This is a genomic window from Blautia acetigignens, from assembly GCF_025566865.1.
Taxonomy (GTDB): domain Bacteria; phylum Bacillota; class Clostridia; order Lachnospirales; family Lachnospiraceae; genus Blautia_A; species Blautia_A acetigignens.
Genome location: NZ_JAOQJM010000017.1, coordinates 45,149 through 65,508, shown reverse-complemented (window position 1 = coordinate 65,508; position 20,360 = coordinate 45,149). Strand labels below are relative to the sequence as shown.

General features: G+C 38.0%; 15 protein-coding genes. 1 reads left to right on the top strand and 14 read right to left on the bottom strand.

Translation table 11 applies throughout. From position 1 onward, the window contains the following. Nucleotides 1-525: 525 nt before the first annotated feature. The 12 genes from OCV70_RS16080 to OCV70_RS16025 all read right to left on the bottom strand — a co-directional run bounded on the left by OCV70_RS16080 (nucleotide 526) and on the right by OCV70_RS16025 (nucleotide 16,171). On the bottom strand, nucleotides 526-1,968 hold the full coding sequence (locus tag OCV70_RS16080) for an IS110 family RNA-guided transposase (RefSeq protein WP_117852078.1): 1,443 nt from the start codon (nucleotides 1,966-1,968) through the stop codon (nucleotides 526-528). Between the two features lie 119 nt (nucleotides 1,969-2,087). Next, nucleotides 2,088-3,524, bottom strand: a complete 1,437-nt coding sequence (locus tag OCV70_RS16075) for a lipopolysaccharide biosynthesis protein (RefSeq protein WP_117852082.1) — start codon at nucleotides 3,522-3,524, stop codon at nucleotides 2,088-2,090. A gap of 14 nt (nucleotides 3,525-3,538) precedes the next feature. Then, nucleotides 3,539-4,507, bottom strand: a complete 969-nt coding sequence (locus OCV70_RS16070) for a glycosyltransferase family 2 protein (RefSeq protein WP_117852085.1) — start codon at nucleotides 4,505-4,507, stop codon at nucleotides 3,539-3,541. 14 nt (nucleotides 4,508-4,521) lie between these two features. Continuing rightward, on the bottom strand, nucleotides 4,522-5,712 hold the full coding sequence (locus OCV70_RS16065; RefSeq protein WP_117852089.1) for a hypothetical protein: 1,191 nt from the start codon (nucleotides 5,710-5,712) through the stop codon (nucleotides 4,522-4,524). Beyond that, a complete protein-coding gene (locus OCV70_RS16060) occupies nucleotides 5,709-6,746 on the bottom strand; it encodes a glycosyltransferase family 2 protein (protein ID WP_117852092.1) in 1,038 nt (345 codons plus the stop codon). Before OCV70_RS16060 ends, OCV70_RS16065 begins: the two co-directional genes overlap by 4 nt. A gap of 19 nt (nucleotides 6,747-6,765) precedes the next feature. Continuing rightward, nucleotides 6,766-7,746, bottom strand: coding sequence for an O-fucosyltransferase family protein (locus tag OCV70_RS16055; RefSeq protein ID WP_117852099.1), 981 nt, complete (start codon nucleotides 7,744-7,746; stop codon nucleotides 6,766-6,768). Nucleotides 7,747-7,782: 36 nt separating this feature from the next. Next, nucleotides 7,783-8,640, bottom strand: a complete 858-nt coding sequence (locus tag OCV70_RS16050; protein WP_117852103.1) for a glycosyltransferase family 2 protein — start codon at nucleotides 8,638-8,640, stop codon at nucleotides 7,783-7,785. A 31-nt stretch (nucleotides 8,641-8,671) separates the two neighbouring features. Then, nucleotides 8,672-9,949 carry a glycosyltransferase family 4 protein gene (locus tag OCV70_RS16045; RefSeq protein WP_021924598.1) on the bottom strand — a complete coding sequence of 426 codons (1,278 nt, stop codon included), beginning with the start codon at nucleotides 9,947-9,949 and terminating at the stop codon, nucleotides 8,672-8,674. 27 nt (nucleotides 9,950-9,976) lie between these two features. Next, a complete protein-coding gene (locus tag OCV70_RS16040) occupies nucleotides 9,977-13,039 on the bottom strand; it encodes a fucose pyrophosphorylase domain-containing protein (protein ID WP_243280834.1) in 3,063 nt (1,020 codons plus the stop codon). A 426-nt stretch (nucleotides 13,040-13,465) separates the two neighbouring features. Next, the gene (locus OCV70_RS16035; protein WP_021924600.1) at nucleotides 13,466-14,281 is read right to left on the bottom strand and encodes an RpnC/YadD family protein; all 816 of its coding nucleotides are present in this window, start codon (nucleotides 14,279-14,281) and stop codon (nucleotides 13,466-13,468) included. 248 nt (nucleotides 14,282-14,529) lie between these two features. Then, complete coding sequence (locus tag OCV70_RS16030) at nucleotides 14,530-14,661, bottom strand: hypothetical protein (protein WP_262579873.1); 132 nt, start codon at nucleotides 14,659-14,661, stop codon at nucleotides 14,530-14,532. Beyond that, entirely contained in the window at nucleotides 14,633-16,171 is a 1,539-nt protein-coding gene (locus OCV70_RS16025; protein WP_021924601.1) for an LCP family protein, read from the bottom strand. Before OCV70_RS16025 ends, OCV70_RS16030 begins: the two co-directional genes overlap by 29 nt. 283 nt (nucleotides 16,172-16,454) lie before the next feature. Between OCV70_RS16025 and OCV70_RS16020 the strand changes: the two genes are divergently transcribed. After that, nucleotides 16,455-17,336 (top strand): homocysteine S-methyltransferase family protein, encoded by an 882-nt coding sequence (locus tag OCV70_RS16020; RefSeq protein WP_021924602.1) that lies wholly within the window; start codon nucleotides 16,455-16,457, stop codon nucleotides 17,334-17,336. 114 nt (nucleotides 17,337-17,450) lie between these two features. Here OCV70_RS16020 and OCV70_RS16015 read toward each other — a convergent pair whose 3' ends face one another. Next, nucleotides 17,451-18,605, bottom strand: coding sequence for a DUF362 domain-containing protein (locus tag OCV70_RS16015; protein ID WP_021924603.1), 1,155 nt, complete (start codon nucleotides 18,603-18,605; stop codon nucleotides 17,451-17,453). Nucleotides 18,606-18,617: 12 nt separating this feature from the next. Then, nucleotides 18,618-20,252 carry a phosphoenolpyruvate--protein phosphotransferase gene (ptsP, locus tag OCV70_RS16010; protein WP_021924604.1) on the bottom strand — a complete coding sequence of 545 codons (1,635 nt, stop codon included), beginning with the start codon at nucleotides 20,250-20,252 and terminating at the stop codon, nucleotides 18,618-18,620. Nucleotides 20,253-20,360 lie beyond the last annotated feature (108 nt).

Below are 20,360 nucleotides of genomic sequence, written 5' to 3'. Positions count from 1 at the left end.
GCCTAAATTTATTGATTTTATAGACTTTGACGATTTTTATTTACCTCAAAAACAGAGCCGGGAGTGATGGATATCGTAGTATCATGTACCGAATAGCTGATAAATGGATATAGTTTTAAAAGCATCCCTTTTGTTTGCTTTATAAAGGCTATTTTCCCTCTGATCAACTATGATGATGAACCTTCCGTGTCCAAAGGGATCATGTCCCAACTTCCTTCATCCCATCTACCATACACTGAGTGCCAGCCAAGCTCCTAAACAGGGTCCAGGCCCTATGGTAAACACCGATGCCGGCTACAGCTCTTGTTTTTTCTGTTTGATTGTTACTGACCTGCATTCATCTATTATGGTACTGATTTACTCAGTGGACACTATACCATTACAGATTCCTGTTAGTCTTTTGGCTGATGTGGTCCGTTTCAGACCTCATCGTTTACGGGTTTCTGTTCCAGAACCCTGTCCAGTCTCCAATTCGGATCATCACAGACTCGACAGAGTTCTGGAAGTATTCACTGTTTTTGCTCTTTATGCTGCTTTTGCGGCTAATGCAGCTTTTGGCCGTTTGATGTCCTTTAACATTTTTTGCGGATCATAGTCTTTTCCTGTCTTCAGGATGGTGTATATTACTCTTAATATCTTGCAGGCTATCACTATCAGGGACTGCATCTTTTTCAGCGGGTTGTCAGCGCGTGTTGTGTAATATACATGCAGTTCTTTAAATTCTTCGGCATGGGAAACTGCTGATCTTGCCGCCTGGAACAGCCAGTACCGGAGCCGTTTGCGTCCCCTGTGACTGATCTTTGTCTGCCCTTTGTGCTTACCTGAACTGTATGCTACAAGACTCATCCCGCTTAATTTCTGGATTTCTTTTACATCATCAAATCTGCTGATGTCTCCCATTTCTGCCACAATTCCGGCTAAAATATTTTCACCCACGCCTTTGATTTCCAGGATATTTTCTGCATAAGGTATTTCCATGCATTTTTTATGCAGGGTATTCTCTATCCAGGCAAGCTGTTCATCCAGTTTCATGATTTCTTTTGCAAACCACTTCACTGTCTCACGACCGACACTGGATCCATCTTTCAGTCCTACGCTTTTTTCTGCATACTCCACGATTTCACTGGCTCTGCTATAGCCGCGTCCTCTTAGCTTCGCTTCATGCCAGATGTTCCTCAGACCTTCTGTCCCCAGTTCTGTAATCTCTGATGGAATACACGACACTTTCAATACTTCCAACGCAAATGTACCATCGATTTTTCCAAATGCGTCCATGTATTCCAGGAAATAGATCTTAAGCTCCCTGTGAAGACGGTTAATATTTCTAATACGGTCTTCTGTAAGCTGATCCCTGAACATCGAAAGTTTTCTCATGTCTGCATAGGTTTCTTCCGGAAGATAAGGCATTCCGAAATTCCCATCTTTTACAAGATTCGCAATCAGTTTAGGATCCTTTCTGTCATCCTTGAGCTGGCTGTTGTCTTCGATTTCCTTGCTCTGTTTTACAGCATATGGATTCACCTGGACAACGCTGATTCCAGCTGTGATCAGCCATGCAGCCAGTGTAAACCAGTAGTGGCCAGTCGGTTCAAGCCCCAGGACAATCTGGCTTTTTCTATTCTGTACCGCAAGCTCCAGCATCCATGCTTTAGCTGCTTCAAAGCCTTCTGCTGTGTTGCCGAATTCAAATGCTTTTCTGCTTAATTCCCTTCCTCGGATGTCGATTGCTCTTATATAATGAGTTTCACTGCCTATATCGCATCCAACTATAAGCATGTCATCCGTGATAAAGGAAAGTTTATCATTTTTTGCAAATTTACCGTTTGTTTTCAGTTCTCTCCAGGTATACGATTTTAATTCTTTTTCAACACCTTCAATCCGTTTGCAGAGTTCTTCTTTTGATAAAAGATTAACTGCCTGATTTTCTACATTTGCTTGCTTTTTTGTCTTATTTGTTTTAACATTCATTTCAGATACCTCTTGTACTTTAGATTTTTACTAACTGGCCGGTCAGTAATAATCTAAATTTACTTGAGGTATTCTTTTTGGTCAATTCCTTTTACTCTTTAAAGTATACAGGAAGCTCCTTATCTTTTAAGAAATGATTTAATCATTCCAAATAAATACTCAAATTCCTCCAGCTTCAATGCCGCAGATACACCAATATAAATGACAGCACCAATAACAATTTGAATTAACAGTGTAACAATTGTTGGCATTGGAATAAAACTTATAAAGTAAACACAGATTCCCATACCAACTGCAATAATAATTGACGGCAATATATCCCTTAATTGTTCAAAATAATTGTAATTCAATAATTTCCAATTGGGCCATGAATTAATAATCTGACTCAATATTCCTGATACAATTAAGCTATACGCCATCGCCATAACACTAATTCGCATTGTAAACAATAACAAAGCCAAACCCATTACCTTTTTTATGATTTCCAGTTTTAGAAAAAAATCACTTCTTCCCATAGCTTTAATTGCATTCAAATTTGCTGTATGAATTGGCCAAAACATATATGTGAAGCAAAAAATTCTCAAATACGGAACACACGGAAGCCATTTCTCAGTTAAAAGTAACTTGACAATAGGTTCAGCGCAAAATAATAATCCCATCATTAAAGGCGCCATAATATATGTACTTGTTTTTATTGCGCGTCGTGTCATACTTTTCACGCGTTCACAATTTTCTTGTTCTCCTGACATAGATGGAAGAAGAACACTATCTATAGAAGCATTTATATTTGTAATAACAACTTTTGGGAACTTATCGCCTTGATTATAGTAAGCTAAATCAGCCGATGTATAAATTTTGCCAATCACTAAATTTCGTAGATTGTTATAAACCGTATCCAAGAGCGAAGACGCTAGTAGCTTCCAACCGTAGGAAAGTAAACTTTTAAGGCGACTCCATGAAAACATCTTTTTTGGGCGCCATTTAACAGTAATCCAAAGAATTAATGTATCAATCGCCGTATTAGAAAGTTGCTGTGCAACAATAGACCACACCCCACAACCTGCATACGCCATGCCAATTCCCAAAAATGCTGAAAAAATCGTCCCTCCTAATGTTGCAAAAAAGAACCTTTTAAATAGCATATTACGCGATACATATGATTGCTGTATTCCCTTTACTCCTGATATAACTATCGTTAAGCTTATTACTCGAATAATTGGCGTTAATGAAACATCATTATAAAATCCAGCAATATATGGTGCGGCTATAAACATTCCAGCATATAGGATAAGACATACCGCAAAATTGAAATAAAATACTGATGAAAAATCAAGATCATCAGCATTCTTTTTTTGAATAAGTGCAGTTCCAAGTCCACTATCTACAAAAACTTGCATAATTGTAGTAAAAACCATAACCAACGAAACTGTTCCAAAATCACTCGGAGTCAAAATACGTGCAAGAATAATTGATACAATTAAAGTTACTAACTGGGCGGCACATCTCTCAGCAAATCGCCATAAAAAATTTGAAATCACATTTCCTTTTCTTTGCATACGCTAAATTATACCTATTCCTTTTTAAATATATCACAAATTGTGTTGGGCAAAACTATTTTCCCTAATATTTTCATCTTTTCTAAAATAGTGCAATTCTTATACACTATTTTATTCTCTCTTTCCAGCAAATCATGAAAAGATTTTGTATTTAAAAGTAATGCCTTCCTATGTGGTATTTCGTATTCTCTTATAGCATCCGAATATTCAAAATTGGTATATACATTAACTCTTTCTAACATATCTACAATAGACTTAAAATTTTTATAGGCTTGATCCGTATTTAATTTTTTCCAACTAGCCATTACCGATCCTGGCGTATTTTCTCGGTATACAACCATTTTATCCTTAAAATAATATGCTTTCTTTTGTCCTATTAGATAAAGACGAGTTCTTAAATCACCTGTCGGGCAATAAATTTTAAATCCATTTGGTAATCGATCTAATGTTTCTTTTCTAAATATAAAAGAAGCTGTAGGTATAAAACTAAATTTCAAATTTTCACTTAAATTCATAAAATGACTATATGAAGCTATCTGTCTTTCTTTTTCTATTCTTGGCAAAAAAGAGGTCATTTTATTATTTTTTTCATCATAAGAATAGCCATTTGAAAAAATAAAAGTACATTCTGGATTTGATTCAAAAATTGCCACTTGCTTTTCTAACTTATAATCATCGCACCAATAATCATCCCCTTCACAAAGCGCTATGTACTTTCCTCTTGCTCTTGGATAACAAAAAGTGATACTATTTTCCACGCCTTTAGAATATTGATTCTGTTTTTGAAACACTGGAATTATCTTATGCGGATATTTTTCTGCGTATTCTCTAATAATGTCCTGCGTTCCATCCGAAGAAGCATCATCATGAATTATTATTTCATACTCAAATGATGTCTTTTGAGTTAAAAAACTCTCAATTGTTTTTCCAATATATTTTTTTTGATTATATGCCAAGCAACATATACTTACCATTGGATTCATATTAATTTTCCTTCTTATTTTTTTATTCTAAATCTCCTTGGAAATTTAGATTTTATTTCTACATTCCTTGAATCTATTACTCCAAACATCATTATTAGTAGAATAAATTTTGCATCATATGGAATCTCTATTACTGAAACTACAATAAATGTTAACAAAGCTGCGTTTAATGGGATTAATTCTACCTTACGTTGTCTTAATCTATTAAATACAATTGCCAAAAGTGATATTGCGCCCCACCAACCATACGTTAAAATTATTTCAGCTAAGCCATTCTGTGCATTTGCCCATCCATGATATTCAAGAGAAGTAGTAACATAGCTTCCAAAACCATTTCCGAAAATTCCTGCTTTTACAAGAAGCGAATATAGTAATGTGTACAAACGCATTCTTCCTGTTAAGCCTAAATCTTCATGCAAAATTTTAACAATTAATGTTTGAACAATTGGTAATGCCAAAATAGCATTAAGTACAAAAATTGCTCCCATTGATATACTCATTGCTATGATAGCTACAACCGGATTACCTATAAGCTTTATAATTTTGTCAAAAAATAACACTGAAATGGAGAATAAAACTATTGCCACTATACCCGTAGATACTTCCAGTATATAAGATAAGATAATACACAAAATAGATAAAATTATAAATACATATTTTTTAGCCTTATAATGAAAAACCTTATCCCCAGACCAGTGTAAACAAAAAAACATCAAAAAGAAGATCAAGCAATATACTGTTGGAAATTTTCCTCCCAAAAACAATTGCTCATTCTGTATTGCAAACTCCAATCTTTTATTTACAGCTAATACTATAATCCAAGTAATACTAATAATAAAGTAAAGCAAACTCATCTTATAAAATATAGCAATCAGCCTATCTGAACCACGTTTTTTTACAAATTTATTTAAGAATAAAAATGCATCTAAAATAATCAATGCATATATAAAGCCTCGCATCATTTGTGTATATAATATATTATTTTTATTTAAAATACAGGAAATAACTATTCCACATGGATATAACAATATAACACCATTTTTTATTGCTCCTTTTATTTCACTAAAAGCAGCTATGAAAATTATTATTGCTACAGTAGCTTGATAAACATAATATATTGCTTGATACGGCGTATAGAATCCCATTATCATAATCCAAAATAGGACTGCTAAAATATCCATTTTATTTACTGTATAATTTTTCATTTTCCCATCCCGATTTTTTCAGATAAATTTTTCAAATTAAGCAAAACAATAATTATGCAATACAAATGCTTTTCTAGCAAAATCAAAAAAACAAAATGTGATTTTTGTATCTGTTTTTTAATTACATTTACATTTACAATATATTCATTCAAAATATCATCTCTTCTAATTTTCTGTAAATATTTTTTATGATCGTTGTAATTTTTCCACCTTTTCAATCTTGTCTGCGTAATGGCACGTCCTACCGTTGACAACACTTTTATTGATAATAAATATTCAAAATCTGGTAGATTCCACTTTTCCTTTCTTTTTATTATTTCTTTAAATACAACTTTAAATGAACCATAGTAATTCGCATCAAATTTTGTGGTCATTCCGGACCCCATTCGATAGTTATAAAGAGCTTTATTTAAATAAACAAATGTCTCTGCATAATCAAACAATTCAATCTTTTGAAGACTGTCTTCACCATTACTAACATGTGCATACATTAAATAATTTTTATCGATATCAATGCAAGTTCTTTTATATACAGCCCCACATATGCTAACCAAACTATTTCCCATTAAAAATTGGCGTAACACATCTTCCTTTGAAACAACACTTACATTTTTTTTCGATAAAATATTGTCAAAAGCAACTTTTTTATCCTGTCCATCGTATAAATACTGATTAAACATAATCATGTCTGGTCTTGAATATTCTTTAATTGTTTCCACTAAAGATTTAAAAAAGTCCGATTCCAGTACATCATCTGAATCACAATTAACTATGTACTCTCCTTTCGCCTTTTTATATCCAAACCTTCTAGTCATAAGTAAACCATGATTTGAATTGTGAAATACTTTAACTATATTAGGATACATAGCATTATATCGGTTACAAATTTCTCCACTAGAATCCGTTGATCCATCGTTAACTAATATAATTTCACAAGATTCTGATATCTGCAGTATTTGTTTAATTATAGAATTCAAACATTCTTCTAGATATTTTTCTACGTTATAAACTGGAACAACTATACTAAATAACATTATTATTTATATCCCCCATTTAATAATTTCCTAATTCAAATATATCTATCTTTGTTTTTTCATCTGCAAGCGCACAGGCTGCCCAAGATCCACACGTCTTTCCTCCTACAATACATGAACATTGAGAAAGCAGCATTATTTTCACTAAATAGTTCATTCCTCTGGTATGAGCATCTTTTGCTAACTGTTCTATACAAGAATCTTTTGCAAGAAAATTTTTGGCCGAATAATTCTTTATATATCTATCAAAACTTACTGTTACTACTTTATTCCCTAAATTTGATATTACTTTTTTATACACTTCTTCATCTTCTGTAACCAAAAAGACTTTTTTATCATTATTTTTTATATACTGTTTTACTCGTTCAATAGCCTCTTCTACCGTAGGTTGGACAGCTTCTCCTGCTGGCTTTAATTTGGTATAATCAGTTCCTCTTAAATAAAGACCAATCATTTCTTTTGGATTAATATTACTTAATTCGTCTTTATATTTAGCAAGTGCAGCATCTGAAAATTTGATATATTTCTTTATTAAATTATGTACTTCTTGCAAATCTTCTTTATCAAAAGATTTTTCACGAAGATAAGGATATGTTTCATAAGATGCATTAAGTCCAGATAAAATAACATTCTTACTTTTATATACCTCATTAAGTGTATACTTTGAAATCTGCTTAAAAAAAACTTCCCAAGTATCTTCTCCCTTTTGGATTGTATATTGTACCTTATAATTTTTAAAATCTACAACGGGAACATAATTGTTTTTTTCCGCATACCCTATGTGTTGTATTACATAAAACAGTAATGCCATTAAACCTTCTACAGAATTTGTTCTTGGTCTAATAATGTAAAATGTCTTATCTTCATTACTACTTCCAAAAGTCATCTTTTTTTCAGTTAACTCAGAATAAAAAATACGATTATATATCAAATAAAATTTATCTATATATCGAGAAGGACATAAATATAAAATTTTCTTTAAAATTTTTTTTAAATTCATCCTATACTCCTTATATTATGTATTTACCCACTTACTTTAATTTTTAAGGCTACCATTTGCACTATATTTTATGTTCATAGTTTCACATTCATAAATTTTAGCATCTACTAAATATCTATACCAATACGCTTGCAAAAAAGCATATATTTTACCCGGTTTTCCATCAAGAAAGCCGCCTAAAATATAATATCTATAAATATAATATATATGAGCTCTCATTCCTAATGGCAGTTTATAATACACTCGCATTTTTAGCCAAGTTTTGAAATCAAGTTCATTCTTGGATCTTTTTTTCTCTAAATTTTCAAAATAATCTACTGTTTCACGAGACGAATACCAATTATGTTTATTAATAAAATACTCCAAATTTTTAAAATCAAAATGTAAACAATCTTGTTTCATTTCAATGACTTTTCCGGAGCTTAAAATTATATGTTCATCCATATTTCTATTTTCAATTGTACCTAATTTTGTCTTATAACAATTCATTTTTTTCCATGGATACACGCCCCCATGGTATAAATCTCTTCCTAAAAAATTCTTTTTAAATCGCAGAACAATTCCAGCAACATCCGTTTCCATATTACAATCACATAGCTGAACTAACTCGCGTGCGGATTCAAAAGTTAAACGCTCATCTGCATCAATTCTTAATGTCCACACCGTTTCCGCTTTTGCGACTTCAACACCATACATATACTGTTTTGCATAATTTTCAAACGGATGCTGATGCACTTCCGCTCCCATTCTTTTTGCTATTTCAACTGTTCTATCAGTACTATAACTATCTATCACAATAATTCTTTTTACTGCCGTAGCAATTGATTTAATGCATTCTTCTATATTAACTTCCTCATTCTTTGTCAATATTATTGCTGTAATATCTGCAGGCATTTTGATTCCTTTCTATTCCTTATTTTTTTATTCACAGCTTAAAAATCTCTTCAGCATATTTTTTCACTGAAACATTCCGTGTTAAATTCTTTTCAAGATTTACTCTTCCCCTGATTCCCATCTGTTTAATTTCATTTGATCCAGCATTTTCAATAAACCATCGAATATTCTCTTCGACCTTATCGTACTCACCTGGCTCACAGCACAAGCCACCGTGAGTATCTTCAATCAGGCAACGAATTTCAGATCCAGATTCAAGAACTCCTATTACAGGCTTTCCTGCGGCTGCCAGTCCATAATATTTAGAAGGGCAGCTTACACCTTTAATCCCTTTTGCATTTACGCACCAATGAACATCACCGGCATTTAGGCTATAAATAAGATCTGCCTTGTTCTGATATGGAATAAAAACCGCATTATCCATATGATGTTCTTTTACATAAAGCACAAGCTTATCCAGCACAGAACCAGCACCAACAAAAGCAAACACAACCTCTCGTCCATCTGTGGTCTTCGTGCCCGGCTTGAACTTGTCCACAACTTTAATGAGATTCTCAAGATCGTAGTACAAGCCAATGTTGCCAGAATACATGATGACAAACTTGTCATCCAAACCATATTTTTTCTTAAATGCAAGCACACGTTCATTATCCGGTTCCAACGGATAGATTTCATTTTCATCAATCCAGTTATTGATCATAACCGTCTTTGGGACTTTTTTTTCCTTAAACCGCTTCTCTATAGTTTCTACCAGGTCACGGCCAACTGTAATTACCAAATCACTTCGCTTACAACTGAACTTGTCAAACCACATCATGATATCAGTAATCACCTTATTCTTAGTATAGCCAACGGCTAAAACCTGTTCCGGATTAAAATCCTGAATGTTGTAAATGTATTTGGCATGTTTCATCCACTTGCCCCAAACACCTAACAGACCGCCGAGAATTGGGGGCTGAGAGATGGAAAATACATAATCCATCTTTCCTACCTTAAAGGTTGCTCCCATTGCTCCAAAGAAGTAAGAAATAATATTCTTTACACGGCTTTTCTTGTTGGTTTTACTAAACTCTGGAACACGGATTCGCAGAACCTTTACACCATTAATTTCTTCTTCATAGTATTTCTGGGTCTTATACTTATCCTCAACAATACCCAAATAGCTTGGAACTACACAGATTACAGTAATATTAAATTTATCCAGCATACCCTCCGCCAATTCACGGAGAATCTGCCCCGTTGACGCGGTATCCGGAATATAGTAATGCGCATAAATTAAAAGATTTTTCTTTTCGTTTTTATTTTCCATTTTCCATATTCCTTTAAAATTATTTTCCTACTCCCATACAAATTCTGCATTCCAGACATCCACACCGGAATCCTGGAATACTTCCAGAAGTCTTTTCCTTAACATCTCTTTCGTTACATTTTTCTTTAGAATTACCTGCAGGAATCCGCCGCCGCCAGCACCTGAAATGAATTTTCCATCAATTAGATCCTCGCAGCTTGCAAAAATTTGATCAATGCAGGTATTAGTCGAACCGTCATCTAATTTCTTAGATACTTCCCAATGCTGGTTCAGGAGTTTGGCAAATTCATCTACATTTCCCTGTTCCAGTTCATAGCGCATCATCACTGCCAAATGCTTCATCTCTTCTAATGCTTCTACGGATTCTTTTCTGCCGCCAATATAATTTCCAACCACATAGCGCAGCAGATTTCTTGCCAAACGACGTTGACCTGTATAGATCAGTGCAAATCTTTCCTGCAATTCTTGCTTGGTTTGCTCATCCAGTTTCAAATATTCTACGTTAAGGTGCTGTTTCATTCCTGGCCGAGATGTAATGTACTTTACACCGCCAGTCAGACCACCAACCTGATCCTGCCAGCCTCCTCCAGTACTCATAATCTGTTCCAGATTCAGAACCAGTTCATATACATCAGAATCGCTCCAGTCAGTTCCCAGGAACTCACCTAATGCACGAACACAAGCTCCTGAGAGGATGCTGCTGGTTCCAAGTCCAGAGCCTTTTGGAACCCCGTTTACTCTGGTGGACATGTAAAAGCCTCCACCCATTTCATTCAGGATTTCCTCCAGATCAGCTTCTCCTTCCATAGGAACAATGCCGCATGCGATCAATGCTGCTTTATGTAGTGCAAAAGAATCATATGGATTATGGCAGTCCTGAATTTCCGCTACTGTAGATGCAGTTCCATAGGCATTGAAATCAAGACTCGCAAATTCAATATGATTTTTTTGGATACGCCTTAGTTCCACTTCAATTGGCTCTTTTCCATTCAGTAAAATGGCCGCATTTAATACAACTCCCCCTTTTTCGTTGCAGTAAGGAGGGGTATCTGTCCAGCCTCCTCCCCAGTTCACACGTACGGGAAGGCTTACTTTCACTTCATCTTTGGCAATGTGATACTGATGTACCCGGTTTACACTGCTTGCCTTAAAGATTTCCTGCTGCAAAACAAAAAAACATTTCTGTTCAATCTGGTCATAACTGATTCCATGAAATGTTTTATTCATAAATTTCATGGATCTTGACATATCATACAAAACACGAATTCTTTCGGAGAATGGCAAACTTTCCTCTGCCATCTTCATAAGGAGATCAAATTGTTTTTCATTTAATTCATTGGTTCCAAAGGTCTTTAGCGCATCTACATAATGTGCACCCTCCTGGACTTTTCCGAGGAAGCGCTCTGCGAGAATACGATTTTCCAATTCCTCGTTCCATGGAACTAATACGGAAGCATCAGCTAACCGGAAAGATTCTTCCAGGGAATATCTTTTTAATGCTTTCCATTCTGCCACTTCTGCTGCAGTTGCTGTCTGATAACTCATAGTGTACAGAAGCATTGCCCAATGGATCGCTTCTTCCTGACTTTTGGCAGCAGGATAAAGCTTTGCTTTCCATAGAGAATGATCTTCATCAACCCAAATATCATCTACATCTAAGGAATTTAATTCTGTAAGATTTTTTAACCCGCCATTTAAGAAACTGCCATTTTCTTCCCATGTCTTTTTGGGATTATCTTTTATTCCATAAGCACGGACAATATGTTCTTTTTTTCCATTTGCTAGGCAATCTGCATTCTGTCGTAATACAATGCCATGCAATACCATTGGCGGAACTTTTACGTCTGTTAAATTCAAATGAGAGACTACAGTTCCCTCTTCCAGAGTTGTATTGCCACACAGACAGCTGTTTTCTACATAGCAATAATCTGCCAACTGTACGCTTTTCTCGATAAGAGAATTGTGTACTGCTACGTGCATGCTACCTTCTGGAATATAGTTGGTAAACACCAATGATTTCCAATCTAAATACTCGTAATCTGCAATATCATTTGTAAGAAGTTCCAGAAGTTCCCATGTAGTACCGAAATGAATAAATTCAGCTGGTGAAAGACAAATAAGCTTCATTCCATAATTATGCAGAGCATTCCAGATTTCTGTTCGGCAAGCAGTTAATTCTTCACAGAATTTACCCTCAGGCTGTTCTTTATAATATTGTTCAAGAGTGGAATCCTCAGCCAACGGATAAAGAAAATCTCCATATAAACTAATACGGGAAGTATCATTTACAAAACGCGCATATTTCTCTTCATCAATTTGACCGTTTGTCTGGATCAGTGATAAAAGAGAGTTGACCAAATCTACATCAAAAAGTACAGCTCCTGTATCCAGATCTACATTTCCATGATTATTAACAGCACCTAATTGCTGCAAAGTTTCTATAGACTGCTTATGCAAAAACTTTTTCACATAATCATTTCCATTATTCAGGAATACACCATGGTCTTTTCCAATTTCTACAGGAGATTTCATTGATATGGCAGCTGCACCATGAAACTGTGCATCAATTTGCAGAGGATTAAATAAAAGCAGCACATCACCGGAAAGAACCAGCATTCCTTCTCTGAATCGTGACGGCACCCCTGCCATTCCGATAAGGAATTCATCAAAAAGTGTGGATGGTCTTCCGTCAGGCAGTTCTCTTGGAACAGGTGAAAATAATTTGCCGCATACGGAATATTGAGGAACGCGTTTGCTGTCACCACCAGAATGGATCACTAAAATCCTCTTTTTATGAAAATCTCCAGCAATATCTTCTGCTTCTGATAGTTTGCGAAGTACCTGTAAAGTTGCTCCGCCAGAGCCAACTCTTTTTCCGTCAGGATCTGAAAGAACCAAATATTTTGTCTTACATGGAAGAACTTTTTTCTCCTGCCGATATGCAATCTGGCTTCGAAAGGCATTTGCCTGTTCTTCATTCGAAGCTGTCAGTACAATGTAATCCCACTGAGCAAAGCTCTTTTTTCTTAATGATCTCTGGTAATCCTCCCAGGCATCTATGTAGCTTTGTCTTAGAAATAAATTTTTCATTTTCTTGTATTGATCATTCATCATATCGTTATGTGCGAATATCTGATTTCTTCAGATTTCCTTTCTTTATATTTATAACTTATCTAAATCATCATCTTACCCATTGGCTTATTTTAATACCAATGAGACAAATCACATTTTTCGATAGTTTTCACCATCGCATTCTTCTAATAAAAATACCACCTCCCCCATGAATTGTCAACTGTACGCCCTTGTTTTTACTCTCTTCTGGAGGAAATTCGTAATTATTTCCACTTATTCTAGGTTTTTGTTCATTTTTTTATTGTTTTTACAGGGGCATAATTCAACCAGTGCCAATTTTCACTATAAAAAAGGCAATTACTCAAAGCTTACACTCTCTTGCCCGCTTTGAATAATTACCTTTTCATTCTTTTGTTCTTTTCTTTTTGAATTCCCCTTATATTTCTACTTTATCCCCAGTTCTTTCATCAACTGTTTCCTGTACTCTTCATCCTTTGTGGCACGTATGCAATCTTCCACACGGTTGGCTGACAGTAACTTTTCTGTTAATGCTAATCCTTGTTTACGTCCAAGTTCAATTCCATCATCCATAATCATCTGTCCGAGTCTTGTCATTGTTACCGCCTCCTTTACTTCATTTAACTCTTCTCCTGTCAGGAATTTGTCCGCCAAAGTGTACAGTATTGCGGTTACTTTATCTGACAGTTCATTGTTTTCCTGTTTCAGCAGAAGAATTCCTTCTTTAATCTTATCTTTCGCTGTCATTTTACCGCCCATGAGCGGGGTCAGGGAAAGCTGTGCGAAATCTGATTCATCCCAGGGTTCTCCAGATGCCTTTTTCTTTCGAAGACGCTTAAATACCTTGTCAGCTTTCTTCTTTCCCATGTATATCGGCATTACGCGGTATGTATAGGCCCCACAGTCCAGTTTTCCCTTGGATTTCTTAATCCCGCCAGTGTAGATTACGTATGTAATTACCTTTTTCCCTGTGTTATGGGAAAATAAAGCTTCATAAGAATGAAAGCGCCTCAAATCCTTGTTCTCTGAACTGTTTGTACTCTGAAATTCTATATGGATATACAAATCTTCCGTAGTTTTGAATGTAAAATCCATATACAATTCGTTTATCGTCAACTCTATCAGCTCTGTTGGCAGAATGTCCTCATAAGTATAATCAATTCCGATCAGCTTTAGTATATGCTCCTGAAAATATTTTACTCCCATTTTCAGCAGAGCATCTTCGTGTTTCGCATTTGGCATGAGATTTCTCCTTTTTTATTTCGTATCGTTATCTCATGTACTTTAAAAGCATTCTCAGAATGTATGTTCCTACTTCAGTGCTATTCACTGAAATTTCTTCATTTGTAAGGTGCGTAAAATGTATTTTCACCTGCCTTTCTTTCGACAATTCTATATTACCAGATTTCCATCAGAAAATCATCCCGCAATCCGAAAATCTGCTAATAAAAATGAGGCAGATCAAATAGATAGTGATCTGCCCCGGTTTCTCATTTTATTTTTTCTCTGCTGCCTAAATACTTTATGCTATCGACTTCTCTTATTGATTCCTCTGTAGCTGTTTCATCTGCGACTACTATATCAGCAGTTACATCAGTTTGCCTCTGTACTGGCAGTTCCATCTGCCTCGTCCTGTGTAACAATCTCACCATTACGTACCTTCGCCATAAGGTCTTTCGCCTTATCAACAGTACTGTAATCCGGTACCATAACATAAGCCTTCTGGCTCATGGAGTATGGCTTCTCGGTTGCACCGGTTCCATCCACACTGTAGGAAACAATCGTCCAATCACCGCCGCCTGCAAGCTGCTGCTGGAGAAGCTGTGCAATTTCTTCGTAGGTAATATTGGTACCAAAGCATCCGTCCAAGCTGGAAAGGATGGAAGAATAGCTGGTAAGGATTTCCGGAGAAAGTGCTTTATCCACAACGCCTTTGATCACTGCCATCTGGTTCTTGCCTCTCTGGCGGTCACCCTCCTGGAACGCATATCGCTCTCTTGAGAATACAAGGGCCTGTTCTCCGTTTACATAGTTCGCTCCCTGATTGAAGTGGTATCCTGTAATATTCTTGGAATCAAAGTCATAATCTGAATATACAGTAATTCCGCCTAATGCATCAATTACCTTCACAAATCCACCGAAGTTGATCCTAAAGTAATAGTTGATATCAACATCATACAGCATTCCCAGGGTGTTCATACAAACATCAATTCCATAGATACCTGCATGTGTTAGCTTATCCGGTGCTCCGTTTGAAATGGAAAGCGGCACATAGTAATCACGAGGTGTGGAAACAAGAAGAATCTCACGGGTGTCTGTATTGATAGTCGCAATGATATTTACATCGCTTCGGCTCTTAGCTGTCATCTCGCCGCGGGTATCAATACCGCTGAGGTAAATGGTATAAACCTTACCGCCTCTGGAGGTGGTTACCGGCTCTGCTGTCTGCGTATCGTTACTGTCTTCAGAGGATGTGTTATTTACCGCAATCTCACTTTCCACGTCAACAGTTCCAACCTGTTTCACCTTTGACTCAAAGTCCGCATACCCATCCATTTCCTCAAGGACATCCAGATATGCGTTATTCAGGATAATCGCACCTACTTCATTTTTGTAAAGTCCGTCTGCCAGCTCGGTAAGTCCGGCGTATTCTGTAGTCTGTACCGCTGTTCCAAACTGACTGTTCAGATGGTTTACAGCACCGTCCGTGTTCTCACGGTCAAGAGAGGACAAAATACCAAAATTGTATCCTGCAGTTGCTTCAACAGAATCCGCAGCATCGTCACTTCTTACATAAACTGCAATCTGGGTTACCTCTGTATTAACGCCGGAAATGCCGCTTAATGCATCTCTTGTCTTGTTAATATAAAAACCGCCAAGGGCAAGAACTGCAACCAAAAGCACTGCAAGTATGGTACCTGCTATAAATCTGCCCTTATGTCTGAAATGCCATACCAGCAGCCAGATCACAGCGGTAAACAATACCAATACAATGCCTATGATCAGCATATAAATCGTGGGAACCATCTTAGTCATTGCAAGAAGTCCCATGAAAACAACAGAAAGCATAAGTACAATGATCGTGATCACTGCGCCTGGAATCCAGTCGTTTCTTCTTCTCCTTCTACTCATCGTGTAACTCCTTTTCTTATAGTCATTCATCGTTACTGTTCACGGAATGAACAGTAACCTTTTATCAGAACATAGCATATATTTTATATGCTGACAACTGGAAAATCAAGTCAAATAGTGATATAATGCAAAAGATTTATATTTATTTTTTTATGAAAACGTTATAATTTCCAGGACGCGGATGGGACTATGACGAAATCTACCGTATCCGGCAGAACTATATCATGTATACCCGGACAAGCGGGCAAGAAAATGTTCTGCCAATCTAAGGAGGAATTATCATATGACAAAACAGGATTTTCAGACACTTACACAGAATGTTGTTCTTCTTGATGGAGCTACAGGTTCTAATCTGATGGCTGCCGGCATGCCAAAGGGCGTCTGCACAGAGGAGTGGGTACTGGCACATAAGGATGTCTTCCAGGCCCTTCAGAGAGGCTATGTAGAAGCGGGAAGCGATATTATCTATGCTCCTACCTTTGGTGGTAATCGCATAAATCTCACCATGCATCATCTTCAGGATCAGATAAAAGAGATCAACACCCGCCTGGTGTCCTATTCCAGAGAAGTAGCAGACGCAGCTTCCCGCAAGGTTTATGTCGCTGCTGACATTACCACAAGCGGCAAAATGATGGAGCCTGCCGGAGATATGACCTATGAGGCTGCTTTTGAAATGTACCGGGAACAGATTGAAATTCTGAAAAACGCAGGAGTTGACCTGATTGTTGCAGAGACCATGATCAATATTGAAGAGACTCTTGCTGCTGTAGATGCTGCTTCCACAGTCTGCCAGCTTCCGATTATGTGTACTATGACTGTAGATGCTGACGGAAGTATTTTCAGCGGCGGAAATGCCATTGAAGCTGCTGTTTCTCTGGAGGCTGCAGGCGCTGATGCAGTAGGTGTAAACTGTTCCGTTGGTCCGGACCAGCTGATTTCTGTTATTCGAAACATCCGCGAGAATGTTTCCATTCCGGTTATCGCCAAGCCCAATGCAGGAATGCCTTTCATTGATGATCAGGGAAATGCCGTATATTCTATGAAAGCCCCGGATTTTGCCAAGCACATCAAGGCACTGATTGATGTGGGCGCTGGCATTGTAGGCGGATGCTGCGGCACCACACCGGAATACATTAAAGAAGTAGCAACTTTATTAGGGCGTTGATTTGTAAAAGCAGCAATAGGATAGCTGGTGAATCCAGATGTGCTACTGCTGCTTTTCACGTAAAAATTCTTATTTTTCCTTAGATGCAAGAAGTGCTCTCAAACGAGCATTCAATCACTTCACCTTAATCGCCTTCTTCGGGCACATCTCCTGACAGCAGAAGCATCGGATACACTTTTTATAATCATATACCGGCGGATTCTCTTTTCCTTTTCGGAAATCCACAGCTTTACCGGGAACAGGGCAGCTGTTTACGCAAATGCCGCAGCGAATACATTTATCCGGTTCAATATAGGGCTTCTTCTGGAAAATATTCAGGGCTTTGGCTAGTTTTGTCCAGATATTGCTGCGTATCTGAGTACGGTCCACATTGAAATCCGGTTTTCCGTACCGGCAAACCAAGTCCTCCATGGATACAGGCTGTTTCGAATGCATGGCATCTGCCACCACAATCTCAATATTCTCTTCCCGGCAGTGTCCAAGTCCCATCTTTTCCCCATGGTAGTTTGTTGGCACCATCTCCGGCTTCAGATACACAAGCCTTGCAAACACACTGTCCAGCGCCACCGGATCTGTGGACATAAGGATCACATTCATTGCAACCGGATCTCCGGATCCAGGGCCGTTGCCTTCCATTGCCGTGATTCCATCCATAATATAAAGCCTTGGCTTCACATATTGATTCAGATCGATCAGCATACGCGCAAAGCTGTCTGCACTTGGATATTTTGTATGGCCGATTGCCTTATTTTTCCCATAGATGAAGCCATAGCTGTTTTTTACAGCACCTGTGATCCGTTCTAGGGCATGGGTTTTCATTTTGGAAAGGGAAATGACGCAGTCTGCCTCCAGAAGCTCCTTTGGGAGAATAAATTCCCTGGCCTGAATCCCCTGCGGATAATCTACATGCACTCCTTTTGTATAATCAATAGCCGGAATCTCGTATTTTTCCAAATAGGTATCCATGCCGGTTCCCTGGATCACCTGTCTGGTGGTTCCGTGACCGCAGGAATCTGCAAGAACAATATTGGCATAGCCTTCCTCCCGTAAAATTCTGGCAAAGGCACCAACTACCACAGGATAGGTGATCACTGCCTTTTCTACTTCTGCCTTCTTCAAAAGATTGGGCTTAAGCAGAATCTTCTCTTCTTTTCCAATCAGTGCTTCAAGCCCGCCAAGTTCCTTCAGACCAGCTTTTAAAAGATTATAGATTTTTTCTTCCTCATATGCCTCACAAGGAAGCACAACTACTTTACTTTTTTTATTCATGCACAATGTCCTTTATTCATCTTCATTTTTCACCCGCGCAGCCCGCAGTGCCTTTCTCACCGGCAAAATACACGCCGGTACCACAGATAACGCATCTACACCCATCCGCAGAAAGGTCTCTGTCAGCCTTGCATCTGCTGCCAGCTCACCGCAGAGACAAACCTTACAGTTCTCTTTGTGTCCTGCATCTATAATCATTTTGATCATACGCACAACCGCCGGATGATGATCGTCATATTTTTTCTGAAGCAAAGGATTCTGGCGATCCATGGCTAGAGTATACTGGGTCAGGTCATTGGTTCCGATTCCAAGGAAATCCACACGTCTTGCAAGCTCCTCCCCAATCATTACGGCCGCAGGAGTTTCCATCATAATACCGGTTCGGATATTTTTAAAAGGAATCCCCTCACCGGTCAGCTCAGCCTTCACCTCCCGGATCAGTTCCTCAATCGCATCCATTTCCTCCTCTTCACTGATCATCGGATACATCATCCCCAGATTTCCGTACCAGCTTGCACGGTAAATGGCGCGAATCTGTGTTTTAAACAGATTTTTCCGGTCCAGGCAAAAACGGATTCCACGATTGCCCATAAGAGGATTTGTTTCCTGAGGAATCTCCAGGTAGGCTGCCTGTTTGTCTGCACCAAGATCTGCTGTTCGAATGACCACCAGACGATCACCCATGGTCTGTGCCGTCTTCTTGTATGCCTGGAAAAGCTCTTCCTCTCCCGGATAGCTCTCTCTTCCCAGATATTGGAACTCACTTCGAAGCAATCCAATTCCCCTTGCGCCATAGTAAAGCGCACTGTTCAAATCATCCAGACTTCCGATATTTGCATAAATTCCTACTTCTTTGCCATCCAGGGTGATGTCTTTTTCATCCTTTAGCTTCAAAAGAGCTTCCCGCTCCACAATATCCGCTTTTCTGCGGATTTCGTATTCCCTTCTCACCTCACGGTCCGGTTCCAGATAAAGAGTTCCGGTATAACCATCGATTATGGCAACTGTATCCTCCCATTCCTCTTCGGATGCGGGAATTCCTACTCCTGTTACACAGGGAATATCCATGCTTTTGGCAAGGATTGCTGTATGAGAGGTTGCAGAGCCTTTACGTGTCACAATGCCAAGAAGCTTGTCCTTATCCATCTCCATCAGTTCAGCCGGAGACAGGGCATCTGCAGCCAGAATTACCGGCTCCTCACCCAGATTGATTTTTTTCTCTTCTTTTCCCAGGATTTCCAGAAGGAGGTCTGAAACCCTGCTTACATTGTGAATCCGTTCTTTTATAGACGGATCCTTCAGATTGCTAAACGTGCCATTTAACTCGTCCCGTGTGGTCTGCACTGCATAGGCAGCAGTTACCTTTTCGCCGCTTATCATGCTCTGTACCGCCCGAAGAAAGCTGCCGGAGCCAAGAAGCTCAGCCTGCTCAAGTACCTGATGTTCAATAGCTTCTGAGATTCCTGCGCTATCATATTCTTCCTTCAGGGTCTGCATCACATGTCTTCTTGCTATATCAAAATTACGCTGTTCCGTCTTTATATCATCTGCCTGATGCTGTCGGAGCTGATATTCTCCTTTTTGGTAAAACCGTATTTTTCCGATGGCAATTCCCGCAAATGCGGAAGCACCCTTGTATATTTCCATGTTGTTCTCCCTTTAGCGAATAGGAAAGGCAGACTCAAAAGCCTGCCTCTACAAACTGTTGCTTTTGTACCAATTATACAACACAACTCTTTTTAATGCAATTTTGAA